The following is a 12911-nucleotide window of genomic DNA, read 5'->3' on the forward strand; positions in this document are numbered from 1 at the left end:
ACCTAGAAATTCAACGTTAAGTTATCAAAAACATTTTACTCTATTGGATATAAACTATCAAGATGTTCAGCGGCTGGTTATGTCATGCCTTTGTGCGGTATTCATCTCGCGGTTCATTTTAGCGAGACCCTAGTTAACCAAATTTTAGGGTCTCGCTAGAAATGAGAAGAATTGAAAAAAACGATAAGTGTAAAACCCTATAAATCCTTGAATTTATAGGATTTTGATACATTTTCTTTATCACGATGCGCAAGAGGAGGGATTATTTTCATGATCCCAAAAAGGGGGGGCTTCAATACAAAACAAAGCCATTCACTTTGTTCATTACTTTTGTTGTTTATATACTTTTTGTTAAAACTTACGTTTACACAAGTCCATAAACAACAGAGCCCGACTAATAGACGGGCTTTCTTTTGTCTTAGCGGAAGAGGAGGGATTATTTTCATGATCCCAAAAGGGGGGCTTCAATACAAAACATAGCCATTCACTTCGTTCATTACTTTTGTTGTTTATATATTTTTTGTTAGAACTTACGTTCACAAACATATATAAACAACAAAACCCGACTAATAGTCGGGCTTTATTTTGTCTTGGCGGAAGAGGAGGGATTATTTTCATGATCCCAAAAGGGGGGGCTTCAATACAAAACAAAGCCATTCACTTCGTTCATTACTTTTGTTGTTTATATATTTTTTGTTAGAACTTACGTTCACAAACATATATAAACAACAAAACCCGACTAATAGTCGGGCTTTATTTTGTCTTGGCGGAAGAGGAGGGATTCGAACCCTCGGTACCGTTTCCAGTACGACAGTTTAGCAAACTGTTCCTTTCGGCCACTCAGGCACTCTTCCTCGTTTTGACAATGCAAACATAAGGCAATTATTTTATTTTTGCAAAGTCTAGAAACGCCTTTTTTATCCTTTTATTGATTTTTTTTTTATGAAAGTCGATAAATAGCAAAAACTGCACTTATCAGCAGTCTTTATTTTGTCTTGATGAAGGGATTATTTACTTCATCATGAATGGAGATCGTTATTCTTATAAAATTTAATGATCCTCTTCGCCCATTATTTTACTGTACATCGACTTTCTTAAAATCGATTTTTACAAATGTATGTAAACAACAAAAGCCGACTATAAGTCGGCTTTTGTTTTGTCTTTGCGGAAGGGGAGGGATTCGAACCCTCGGTACCGTTTCCAGTACGACAGTTTAGCAAACTGTTCCTTTCGGCCACTCAGGCACCCTTCCTCGTTTTGACATTGCAAACATAAGGCAATTATTCTATTCTGCAAAGTCAATTTTATAAAAAAAATACAAAAAATACGTAAGGTTATAGTAAGCGATTGTATGTCAATTTATTGCTTACAGAATAATTTTCACTTATTTTTTCTTGCTGAGATCGTAATCGACCCGAACATGGTAAATGCTCTTCAACATTGCCTTGAAAATGGTTGCAGATTCTGTGATTTCCTTTAATGTAATATTACTATTTGCAAATTGATTCAGCTTCAGCTTATGCTCAATAATTTTATCGACAAGCGTATTAATAGAATCTTCCGTATGTTCTTTAAGAGCTCTAGATGCTGCTTCTACAGAATCTGCCATCATTAGAACAGCTGTTTCTTTCGAATAGGGTATCGGACCAGGGTATTGGTACAAAGATTCGTCAACAAGTTTGTCGGGATTATTCTTTATAAATAAATTATAGAAGTAATCGACTTTTGTCGTACCGTGATGCGTTTTGATAAAATCGATTATTACATCTGGAAGCTGATTTCTTTTTGCGATCTCAACGCCCTTTATAACGTGTGAAATAATAATTTGTGCACTCTGTTCAGGGGATAATTCATCGTGCGGATTCTTTTCTGTTTTTTGATTTTCAATAAAGAACTGCGGATTTGTCATTTTACCAATATCGTGGTAAAGTGCACCTGCCCGTACTAAGAGAGGATTTCCGCCAATTCGGTAGATAGCCGCTTCAGCTAAATTGGCTACTTGTAAGGAGTGCTGGAAAGTACCAGGGGCTTTAAATGAAAGTTCACGCAGAAGCTTTGAATTACTGTTGGTCAATTCCATTAATGTCAGATCAGATACGATTCCAAATAGTTTTTCAAATGCGTATACTAATGGGTACGCCATTAAGGTGATCATGACACTGACCACAAAAGGGATGACGTCCATGACGTTAATGGTACTTAAGGATCCGTTACGTGTGAGTAAAAGTCCAAAATAAGCAATCAAGTAAGTCGCGAGTATAATGGCTGACGAGATGAAGAATTGTTCTCTCTTTACTAATGTTTTGATACTGTAAATCGCCACGATTCCAGCCATGAATTGCAGAAATACAAATTCATATGAGTTCGGAACAAATAACGCTGCCAGTAGAACCATGAGTAGGTGAATATTCAAAGCTACCCGGGAATCAAATAGGATGCGGATAATGATCGGAACTGAACAGAATGGAATGTAGTATAAATTAGGAATTTTAATCTTGATGGCCCATGACAAGACGGCAAGCATGCCGATGATCACAATCATAATGATTGATAGCAAGCGATTGTTGTAATAGATGTCTTTTCTGAAAAGATATAGAAATACCATCAGAATACATAAAGCAAGAGAGATAATCAAAAATTGCCCCAGTGTAACGTAAATCTGATTGCCAGAGATTTTTCCTTCGTCCTCATAAATCTTGCGTAACGATTCTAGTTTCTGATAGGTTTCATTACTGATAATTTTATCCTTTTCAGCAATTAATTCTCCCTTTTGTACAACTCCCCGGGTAGAGGAGATATTTGCTAAAGCATTTTGTTCCAGTCGCTCTGTCTGTTGATCATTGTAAACATAATTTAGGGTAATATAGTTTTTTAATGTCTCTAAGAGCCATTTCTTGTACACGATCTTTGATGAATTGCTTAAGACTGAATTGGCGTATTCATAAGAAGATTCGATTGTATAACAATCTGCCGTATTTTTTTGGGTGGCGACTTTATCTTGTATCAAGGTAAAATTATACTGCTTTGCAGCAGGACTCTTGTCGTCATTTCGGTTTTGAAAACGATTATTTAAAGACAGGATGCCTCGATCGTAGAGATGCGTTAATATGGCATTTCCGACGGCGCGATAGTCTTGGATCTTTTGCGGAGTAGTGTCTAATTTGTTGGTTTGCCATTTTTCAGCTAGATCAGTTTCAAATTGATCGATCTGTTCCCTACTGATGGTCGAATTAACGTCATAGATAGGTTGAATGGTTTTAAGAATATTTTTCTTGTCTTCATTTAGTTCCTCCTGTGTTTTAAGTATTGCAAAATTATAGGGAGAAATTAAGTTTTCGTGATCCCAGACTTTTCCTTTCTGAAATTCATAGCGAAAGCGAGCCTGCTTGGGAAGGAAGATACAAATAAGAATGATGGTTGCCAATATTAAGCTTATCTTACGAATAAGGTTAAGATTAGTGTCGGACTCACGATTATATTTAATTTTTAATCTACTCACGGGGTTGAATTGTAGTTGGATAATAAAAAATTACTCAAACAAATGTACTTAAAAATGCGCTATTATAAAGTTCATTGTCATTAGGAGGTCAGGTTATGTTTAATTTTTTTGATTTAAATTCGGGCTATCCGCAAGACTTAATTATCTTTGCAAAAACAAATCAAAGACTCATGTCAAGTAAAAAGCATCTTATTGCACCTTCAGTTTTGGCAGCGGATTTCGCTAAATTGTACGATGATATTATAATGGTAAACAATAGTGAAGCCGATTGGTTTCATATTGATATTATGGATGGCGTGTTTGTGCCAAATATTTCTTTTGGTTTTCCAGTAATGCAGGCAATCGCTAAACATGCTACAAAACCTTTAGATGTACATTTAATGATTGTAGATCCTGATCGTTATTTACAGTTATGTAAAGATTCTGGAGCTGCTGTTATTACCGTGCATTATGAGGCTTGTACACATTTACATCGTACGTTAGCAGCGATTAAGGAATTAGGTTGTAAAGCTGGGGTCGCTTTGAATCCGCATACACCAGTTTCTTTATTGGAAGATGTGATTGCAGATTTAGATTTAGTGTGTTTAATGTCTGTAAATCCAGGTTTTGGCGGGCAGAAATTTATTCAAAACACCTACAATAAAGTAAAACAATTGCGCGCTATGGCAGCAGGTGTGAATGATGGATTATTGATTGAAATCGATGGAGGTGTCGGAGTAGGTAATGCAGGCGCTCTTTTACAAGCTGGCGCAGATGTGTTGGTAGCGGGAAGTTCTGTGTTTGCAGCAGCAAATCCAACACAGTCGATAGCTGATTTGAAAGCTGTTGATATTCAATTGAAAAATATTTAGTTAAACTAATATATTGGCTTTAAAGGGAGATCGGATATGATTTCCCTTTTTTTGTTGGTTATTTCCACATTATATTTAATCTTAGCGTCAAAATTTACTAATTTCTCACCCTAAATATTTTAAATTTAAATAGTCAAGTACTTGTCTTTTAGTGTGTTGTTTCGCTATTTGGTTTTAAAATAAATGTTGTTTAGAATATTTCCAAATTAAAGCAATAAGTCTTATTGGTACGTATTAACCGTTGATTTTTAGTATTTTTGTAGTACGAGATGAGAAGTTTTTTTTAATGAAAACAGATCGTCAAAATGAAAGAATTGTAGAGTTAAATTTAAGCACCGGCTTGCAGTGCATTACTGATGTTTTTTTAGCTTAATTATTAAACGTGTGGTAGTATCAGGAGATAATATTTGATATTTCTTGTATTGCCTTTAAACATATAAAAGATTTATATACTATGAGTATTTACAACGATTACGTACAAGAGGTTGTAGAACGAAAAGGTGAAGGTTTAAATCCTAAACCAATTGACGGAGCAGAATTACTAAGTGAAGTTATTGCTCAAATTAAAGATTTGAATAACGAAAATAGAGTCGAGTCTCTGAAGTTATTTATTTACAACACTTTATCTGGTACGACTAGTGCGGCTGGTGTAAAAGCAAAGTTCTTAAAAGAAATTATTCTTGGTCAAGAGACTGTTGCAGAAATTACACCTACTTACGCATTTGAGTTGTTATCTCATATGAAAGGCGGTCCTTCTATTGAAGTACTTCTGGATTTGGCGTTAGGTAATGATGCAGCTATTGCTAAGCAAGCTGCTGAAGTTCTTAAAACACAGGTTTTTCTTTATGATGCCGATACTGAGCGTCTAAGAGAAGCATTTAATAGCGGTAATGCAATTGCGAAAGAGATTCTTGAAAGCTATGCTCAAGCTGAATTTTTTACGAAGCTTCCAGAGTTGCCAGAAGAAATAAAAGTGGTAACTTATATTGCAGGTGAAGGTGATATCTCTACGGATTTACTTTCTCCAGGTAACCAGGCGCACTCGCGTTCTGATCGTGAGCTACATGGTAAATGTATGATTACTCCAGAAGCACAACAAGAAATTAAAGCTTTACAGGTACAATATCCAGACGCAAGCGTTATGCTGATTGCTGAAAAAGGTACAATGGGAGTAGGATCTTCAAGAATGTCAGGTGTAAACAATGTGGCGTTATGGACAGGTAAACAAGCAAGTCCTTATATCCCATTTGTAAATATTGCTCCAATTGTTGGTGGTACGAATGGTATTTCTCCAATCTTTCTGACAACGGTAGATGTTACCGGTGGTATTGGAATTGATCTTCAAAACTGGAAGAAAAAAGTAGACGAAAATGGTCAAGTTGTCCGTAATGAAAATAATGAACCTGTTTTAGAAGAAGTTTATTCTGTTGCTACAGGAACAGTTCTTACAATCAACACGAAGACTGAAAAATTATATAATGGAGATCAGGAATTGATCGACATCTCTAAAGCGCTTACTCCTCAAAAAAGAGAGTTTATAAGAGCAGGTGGCTCATATGCAATTGTATTTGGTAAAAAGATCCAAACGTTTGCAGCTGGAGTTTTAGGGATTTCAATTCCGACTGTTTTTGCTCCTGCAAAAGAAATTTCTATTGAAAATCAGGGCTTAACGGCTGTTGAAAAAATCTTCAATAAAAATGCTGTTGGTTCAACTCCAGGAAAAGTGTTACATGCTGGTTCTGATGTTCGTGTTAAAGTGAATATCGTAGGATCTCAAGATACGACAGGTTTAATGACCGCTCAAGAATTAGAGGCAATGGCTGCTAAAGTTATTTCTCCTACAGTTGACGGTGCGTATCAATCAGGATGTCACACAGCATCTGTATGGGATAAGAAAGCGCAAGCTAACATTCCTAAGTTGATGAAGTTTATGAACGACTTCGGATTAATCACTGCACGTGATCCTAAAGGAGAATACCATGCCATGACTGATGTTATTCACAAGGTATTAAACGATATTACGATTGATGAGTGGGCGATTATTATTGGTGGTGATTCGCATACACGTATGTCTAAAGGTGTTGCTTTTGGAGCTGACTCTGGAACTGTTGCCTTAGCATTAGCTACAGGTGAGGCGTCTATGCCAATTCCAGAATCTGTTAAAGTAACGTTCAAAGGCAGTATGAAACAGCACATGGATTTCCGTGATGTGGTTCATGCGACACAATCTCAAATGTTACAGCAATTTGGTGGAGAGAATGTATTCCAAGGTAGAATTATCGAGGTACATATCGGTACACTTCTTGCCGATCAGGCCTTTACTTTTACAGACTGGACTGCAGAGATGAAAGCAAAAGCTTCGATCTGTATCTCCCAAGATGAAACGTTGATTCAGTCTTTAGAAATCGCTAAGAGCCGTATCCAGATTATGATCAATAAGGGTATGGAGAATAAAAATCACGTATTACAAGGTTTGATCGATAAAGCTAACAAACGTATCGAGGAAATTAGAACAGGTGAAAAACCAGCTTTATCTCCAGATGCAAATGCTAAATATTATGCTGAAGTCGTAATCGATCTTGATATAATTGATGAGCCGATGATTGCCGATCCTGATGTTAACAATGTTGACGTTTCAAAACGTTATACACATGACGCAATTAGAGAACTTTCTTATTACGGTGGTGACAAAAAAGTAGACTTAGGTTTCGTAGGCTCTTGTATGGTACATAAAGACGATTTAAAAATCGTTTCTCAAATGCTTAAGAATGTGGAGAAACAACTTGGTGTTGTTAAATTTAATGCGCCATTAGTTGTAGCTGCGCCTACTTACAACATCATTGATGAATTGAAAGCAGAAGGAGATTGGGAATATTTACAGAAATATTCGGGTTTTGAATTCAGTGATGCTTTGCCAAAAAGTACTGCACGTACAGAGTACGAAAATATCATGTATTTAGAGCGCCCGGGTTGTAACCTTTGTATGGGTAACCAAGAAAAAGCGGCAAAAGGTGATACGGTAATGGCTACTTCAACCCGTCTTTTCCAAGGTCGTGTTGTTGAAGATAGAGACGGTAAAAAAGGAGAATCTTTATTAGCATCTACTCCAGTGGTTGTGCTTTCTGCTATCTTAGGTAGAATTCCAAACGTTGAAGAGTATAAAGCTGCTGTCGAAGGTATCAACTTAACTAAGTTTGCGCCTATCTCGACAAAGTAGAAAAAACTAATATTGAAGTTTTGGTAATTAACTAAATTAATATCATAAATTAGAAATATATGGCTTTTGATATAGAAATGATTAGAAAGGTCTATAGCCGTTATGAGGAGCGTATAAACGCTGCTCGTAATCTGGTTAATAAACCTTTAACCCTATCTGAGAAAATTTTATATACTCACTTATGGGATGGTAATGCAACTGAAACATACGATAGAGGTGTATCTTATGTAGATTTTGCTCCAGACCGCGTAGCGATGCAAGATGCGACTGCACAAATGGCTTTATTGCAATTTATGCAAGCAGGTCGTCCTCAAGCGGCTGTTCCTTCAACTGTGCACTGTGATCACTTGATTCAGGCAAAAGAAGGAGCTCAAGTGGATTTACAAAGAGCAAATACAGAATCAAAAGAGGTTTTTAATTTCTTGGGTTCTGTTGCAAATAAGTATGGTATCGGATTCTGGAAGCCTGGAGCAGGTATTATTCACCAAGTTGTCTTGGAGAACTATGCTTTCCCTGGTGGTATGATGATCGGTACAGATTCACATACTGTTAATGCTGGTGGTTTGGGTATGTTGGCTATCGGTGTCGGTGGTGCTGATGCATGTGACGTGATGGCTGGTTTACCTTGGGAACTGAAATTCCCGAAATTGATCGGTGTTAAATTAACAGGTAAGCTAAGCGGATGGACGTCTCCTAAAGATGTTATCTTGAAAGTTGCAGGTATCTTAACCGTTAAAGGCGGTACTGGTGCTGTTGTAGAATACTTCGGTGAAGGGGCTCAATCTATGTCTTGTACGGGTAAAGGTACCATCTGTAACATGGGTGCTGAAATAGGTGCTACGACATCTACTTTCGGTTATGATGAGTCAATGGAACGTTATTTACGCGCCACTGACCGTGCGGATGTTGCGGATGCGGCAAACGCTGTTAAAGAACATTTAACTGCAGACCCTGAGGTGTACGCAAACCCTGAGCTATATTTTGATCAAGTTATTGAAATTAATTTATCTGAATTAGAACCTTCTTTAAACGGTCCTTTTACACCAGATTTATATACCCCAGTTTCACGCATGCGTGAAGAAGCTGCTAAAAATGGCTGGCCTACAACAGTAGAATGGGGATTGATCGGTTCATGTACAAACTCTTCTTACGAGGATTTGTCACGTGCTGCTTCTATTGCTAAACAAGCGGTTGATAAAGGTTTAGTAACGAAGGCAGAATTTGGTATCAATCCGGGTTCTGAGCAAGTTCGTTATACTGCTGATCGTGATGGTTTATTGAAAACTTTCGAAGATCTAAATGCTACGATCTTTACAAATGCTTGTGGACCATGTATTGGTATGTGGGACCGTGTTGGTGCTGAAAAACAAGAGAAAAATACGATTGTTCATTCATTCAACCGTAACTTTGCTAAGCGTGCCGATGGTAATCCAAATACATTTGCTTTTGTAGCTTCACCTGAAATCGTTGCTGCAATTGCCATTTCGGGTGATTTAGGTTTCAATCCATTGACAGACACCTTGACAAATGCTAAGGGTGAGCAGGTTAAATTAGACCCGCCTACAGGTGACGAATTGCCTTCAAAAGGTTTTGCAGTAGAGGATGCAGGTTATCAAGCTCCTGCGGCGGATGGTTCATCGGTTAAGATTGATGTGGATCCAAATTCTGATCGTCTGCAATTATTAGAGCCTTTTGCGGCTTGGGAAGGTACAGACTTGAAAGGCTTGAAATTATTGATCAAAGCTAAAGGTAAATGTACAACTGACCATATTTCTATGGCTGGTCCTTGGTTGAAATACAGAGGTCACTTGGATAACATCTCAAACAATATGTTGATTGGTGCTGTTAATTACTTTAATGAGAAAACAGATTCCGTTAAAAATCAATTGACAGGTGAGTACGGACCAGTTCCTGCAACGCAACGTGCTTATAAGGCTGCCGGTATCGGATCTATTGTTGTTGGTGATGAAAACTATGGTGAAGGTTCTTCACGTGAGCATGCTGCTATGGAGCCTCGTCATTTAGGTGTTCGTGCGGTATTGGTTAAGTCTTTTGCTCGTATACACGAGACAAACTTGAAAAAACAAGGTATGTTAGGTTTAACTTTTGCTAATAAAGAAGATTACGATAAAATCCAAGAAGACGATACAATCGACATCTTAGGATTGACAAAATTTACTCCAGGGCAACCGCTAACGTTAGTACTTCACCACGCAGATGGAACCGAAGATCAGATCTTAGCTAACCATACTTACAATGCTCAACAAATTGAGTGGTTTAAAGAAGGTGGTGCTTTAAACATTATACGTAAAAACCAAGCAAAATAATTTTATTTGCTTATCAACGCATAACCCGGTACTTTTGTGCCGGGTTTTTTTTGACAACAATATGAATAAATTTTTATTAGCCTTAAGTGCGCTAACTTTATCTGCTTCTTCTTTATTTGCGCAAGATAATAGTAATGAATCTCCGGCAAAACCAATTGCTAAGAGTATTTTCAATCCAAAATATTCCCGTACAGAAAGTAATAAGGGAAAATTTTATTTTCACTGGGGCTATAATTTTTCATCTTATGGTAAGAGTGATATCCGTTTTAAAGGAACCGGATATGATTTTACATTAATGGATGTAAAAGCTGCAGATAGACCGACTAAACTGTCCATGACTTATATTAACCCGGCAACGATCTCGATTCCGCAGTTTAATTTCCACTTCGGTTATTTTATAAAAGACAATTATTCGATTTCCTTAGGTTGGGATCACATGAAATATGTTGTTGATATTCCGCAGACGGTAAGAATTAAAGGACATATAAGTCCTGAGATCTCTGAACCAGGTATCCCAACATATGGCATGGCTGGAACCTATAATGGGGAACAGGTTACTTTGGTTGATTCGGTATTGCAATTTGAGCATACCGATGGTTATAATTTTGCCTCTGTCGCTTTAGAAAGACATGATGATATCTGGGTTTCCAGAACCGGAAAGTCTTACTTGTCGATGGAAACAGGTGCTGAAGTAGGTTTATTAGTTCCAAGAACTGATGTTCGTCTGTTTGGAGTAGGAGAGAATAACTACTGGAATATTGCCGGCTACGGTGCTGCTGCCAAAGTAGGTTTGCAATATCATTTTTTTAGAGGATTATATCTTCAAACGAGTTTTAAAACAGGTTGGACAGACCTGAATAATATTCGTACAACGGGTAGAAATAATATAGATAAAGCAAGTCAATCCATATGGTTTTTCGAGAACTATTGGGTCCTTGGATTTAAATTCTAATAAAGTAAAAATGGGATGATCTAAAAATCATCCCATTTTTTTAAATATCAGAAAGCTGAAAACTGTCTTTGAGCCGTATCCCCTTTTCTGTATGCTGTAACGTACAGCAGGCATTCACGGCGTCATGCTCTAGGAAAAGTATATATTCTTGATCGACAATCTCTTCCCAATAATTTTTCCTTTCTTCAATGGTTGTCAATGGTCTTACATCGTAACCCATCACATACGGAAGGGGTATATGTCCCACAGAAGGAAGTAAATCTGCCATATAAAGAATTGTTTTGTCTTTATATTTGATCTGGGGCAACATCATTGACTCTGTATGTCCATGGGCATATCTGATTTGGATATCTGGTCCAAACGGATTTTTTTCTTTTTCGACAAACTTGAGTTGTCCGCTTTCTTGTATCGGTTTTATATTTTCCTCTAAAAAAGAAGCTTTTTCTCTTGGATTTGGATTTGTAGCCCAGTTCCAATGTTCGGCATTACTCCAGTAATTCGCCTTTGTAAAAGAAGGCCTCAGTTTTTCACCTTCGCGGACTATAGCACCCCCACAGTGGTCAAAATGCAAGTGTGTTAAAATAACATCGGTGATGTCTTCTCTATTAAATCCATATTTTGCTAAAGACTTGTCAATGGAGTTGTCTCCGTGTATATAATAATGTCCGAAAAATTTCTCAGACTGTTTGTCTCCGAGTCCAGTATCGATAAGAATTAATTTTGCGCCATCTTCTATCAATAATAGGCGATTGGTCCAGGTGCACATATTATTTGCATCGGCAGGATTTGTTTTGTGCCATATGGATTTTGGAACCACACCGAACATGGCACCCCCATCTAATTTGAAGTTCTGCGTTTCAATTGTATAAAGTTGCATGATATTCTCTTTTTACTATTTACACGAATATACTAGTTTTGTTTTGGAAAAGATAAACCTTAATAATATGATAATATAGTGGTTATTGCTGTATCATTTCTTTATAAATGAGCTGTATGCAATCTTTTAATAATGGGTTAAAGTCTACGTTTTCAGGAATACGGCAACCATTTGTTATCACAACAATTCCGAATTTTTCTTTAGGATCGAAAAACATAGCACTGTAGAGACCATATGCGGAGCCTGTATGTCCAATTAATACTTTATTAGGGATCAATGTGTTGATGGATCTTAAAGCTAGCCCATATCCTTCTTCAGCAGTAATGGGCGTCTGCATAATTTTAGAATTCCGTTTTTTAATGATCTGTTTTCCATTTAATCCTGTACCATAGTTCATATGCATTCCCATGTATTTAGCAAGATCGACTGCTGAGATCTTCATCCCGCCCGTAGGTGAGAAAATAGGAGTGGAATGTCCTAGTGTATAATTTTTTATTTCTAGCGATCTTGGATTATAAGCGCTGGGCTGTGGAAAAAAATCATGCTTAGCAGGATCGTATTCATATAAGGTTACAAATTTGTTTTGATCTAGAGAGTCCACGCAATATCCTGCATACAACTGCAGCGGATCTAAAATATGTTCTTTAATATATTGGTCAAAACGTTGTCCTGAAAGGCGCTCAATCACAGCGCCAACCATATTAAAGTTGAGGTTGCAATAATCGTAGGTCGTGCCAGGTTCGTTTGGGCTGTAAGAAGAAGCATATTGATCTGACTTTGATGGATTGATGACATCAAGATCAAAATATCCATTTTTATCATTAATACTGGAGGTATGGGAAAGAACCATTCTCAGTGTGATCTTCTTATTCGGAAACTTTGGATTTTGAACTTTAAAACCATAATAGCTGTTGCTGAAAAGGACTTTGATATTGAGGCAATTCGGAATAGGTCATCCTCTGCCAAAGATTGCGATTGCACTTTGTTTTTCAAACCGTAAGATTTATTGAAAAACAACTCGTTATTTTTTATAACCGCTACCGACAGTCCAATAGCTTCATATTGAGCCATAATATCAGTAATTTTTTTATCTAAACTGTTTGTTTGTGCCCACGTTATTGGACTTATCAGAAACAAATAAATTAATAGAAGAGGAACGTACTTTTTCATGATTTAAGGATTAGTATT

Annotated in this window: 8 protein-coding genes and 2 tRNA genes; 4 read left to right on the top strand and 6 right to left on the bottom strand. The window is 37.1% G+C overall.

Features of this window, described 5'->3' with window-relative positions:
- Positions 1-764: 764 nt before the first annotated feature.
- The 3 genes from ACFS6I_RS05710 to ACFS6I_RS05720 all read right to left on the bottom strand — a co-directional run bounded on the left by ACFS6I_RS05710 (position 765) and on the right by ACFS6I_RS05720 (position 3499).
- Positions 765-854: transfer RNA gene (locus ACFS6I_RS05710), tRNA-Ser, on the bottom strand.
- 311 nt (positions 855-1165) lie between these two features.
- Positions 1166-1252 (bottom strand) — tRNA-Ser (locus tag ACFS6I_RS05715).
- 132 nt (positions 1253-1384) lie between these two features.
- A complete protein-coding gene (locus ACFS6I_RS05720; RefSeq protein ID WP_132773093.1) occupies positions 1385-3499 on the bottom strand; it encodes an HD family phosphohydrolase in 2115 nt (704 codons plus the stop codon).
- A 170-nt stretch (positions 3500-3669) separates the two neighbouring features.
- Between ACFS6I_RS05720 and rpe the strand changes: the two genes are divergently transcribed.
- The 4 genes from rpe to ACFS6I_RS05740 all read left to right on the top strand — a co-directional run bounded on the left by rpe (position 3670) and on the right by ACFS6I_RS05740 (position 10846).
- On the top strand, positions 3670-4350 hold the full coding sequence (rpe, locus tag ACFS6I_RS05725) for a ribulose-phosphate 3-epimerase (protein ID WP_021188287.1): 681 nt from the start codon (positions 3670-3672) through the stop codon (positions 4348-4350).
- Between the two features lie 454 nt (positions 4351-4804).
- Complete coding sequence (locus ACFS6I_RS05730; RefSeq protein WP_380918740.1) at positions 4805-7567, top strand: bifunctional aconitate hydratase 2/2-methylisocitrate dehydratase; 2763 nt, start codon at positions 4805-4807, stop codon at positions 7565-7567.
- 59 nt (positions 7568-7626) lie between these two features.
- On the top strand, positions 7627-9894 hold the full coding sequence (locus ACFS6I_RS05735; protein ID WP_380918742.1) for an aconitate hydratase: 2268 nt from the start codon (positions 7627-7629) through the stop codon (positions 9892-9894).
- A 61-nt stretch (positions 9895-9955) separates the two neighbouring features.
- Complete coding sequence (locus ACFS6I_RS05740; RefSeq protein ID WP_132773085.1) at positions 9956-10846, top strand: hypothetical protein; 891 nt, start codon at positions 9956-9958, stop codon at positions 10844-10846.
- Positions 10847-10886: 40 nt separating this feature from the next.
- On the opposite strand, the gene ACFS6I_RS05745 is transcribed toward ACFS6I_RS05740, so the two are convergent.
- The 3 genes from ACFS6I_RS05745 to ACFS6I_RS05755 form a co-directional block, all read right to left on the bottom strand.
- Positions 10887-11723, bottom strand: a complete 837-nt coding sequence (locus ACFS6I_RS05745) for an MBL fold metallo-hydrolase (protein ID WP_380918744.1) — start codon at positions 11721-11723, stop codon at positions 10887-10889.
- A gap of 82 nt (positions 11724-11805) precedes the next feature.
- Positions 11806-12573, bottom strand: coding sequence for a serine hydrolase domain-containing protein (locus tag ACFS6I_RS05750; RefSeq protein ID WP_380918746.1), 768 nt, complete (start codon positions 12571-12573; stop codon positions 11806-11808).
- A gap of 2 nt (positions 12574-12575) precedes the next feature.
- Positions 12576-12893, bottom strand: coding sequence for a serine hydrolase (locus ACFS6I_RS05755; protein ID WP_380918748.1), 318 nt, complete (start codon positions 12891-12893; stop codon positions 12576-12578).
- Positions 12894-12911: the final 18 nt, after the last annotated feature.

It is taken from the genome of Sphingobacterium anhuiense (assembly GCF_042686355.1).
Classification (GTDB): domain Bacteria; phylum Bacteroidota; class Bacteroidia; order Sphingobacteriales; family Sphingobacteriaceae; genus Sphingobacterium; species Sphingobacterium anhuiense.

Excerpts from the sequence above, each read along its gene's own strand:
- rpe (WP_021188287.1), top strand. The coding sequence starts at position 3,670 with ATGTCAAGTAAAAAGCATCTTATTGCACCTTCAGTTTTGGCAGCGGAT.
- ACFS6I_RS05755 (WP_380918748.1), bottom strand. The coding sequence starts at position 12,893 with ATGAAAAAGTACGTTCCTCTTCTATTAATTTATTTGTTTCTGATAAGT.
- ACFS6I_RS05730 (WP_380918740.1), top strand. The coding sequence starts at position 4,805 with ATGAGTATTTACAACGATTACGTACAAGAGGTTGTAGAACGAAAAGGT.
- ACFS6I_RS05745 (WP_380918744.1), bottom strand. The coding sequence starts at position 11,723 with ATGCAACTTTATACAATTGAAACGCAGAACTTCAAATTAGATGGGGGT.
- ACFS6I_RS05740 (WP_132773085.1), top strand. The coding sequence starts at position 9,956 with ATGAATAAATTTTTATTAGCCTTAAGTGCGCTAACTTTATCTGCTTCT.
- ACFS6I_RS05750 (WP_380918746.1), bottom strand. The coding sequence starts at position 12,573 with ATGGTTCTTTCCCATACCTCCAGTATTAATGATAAAAATGGATATTTT.
- ACFS6I_RS05735 (WP_380918742.1), top strand. The coding sequence starts at position 7,627 with ATGGCTTTTGATATAGAAATGATTAGAAAGGTCTATAGCCGTTATGAG.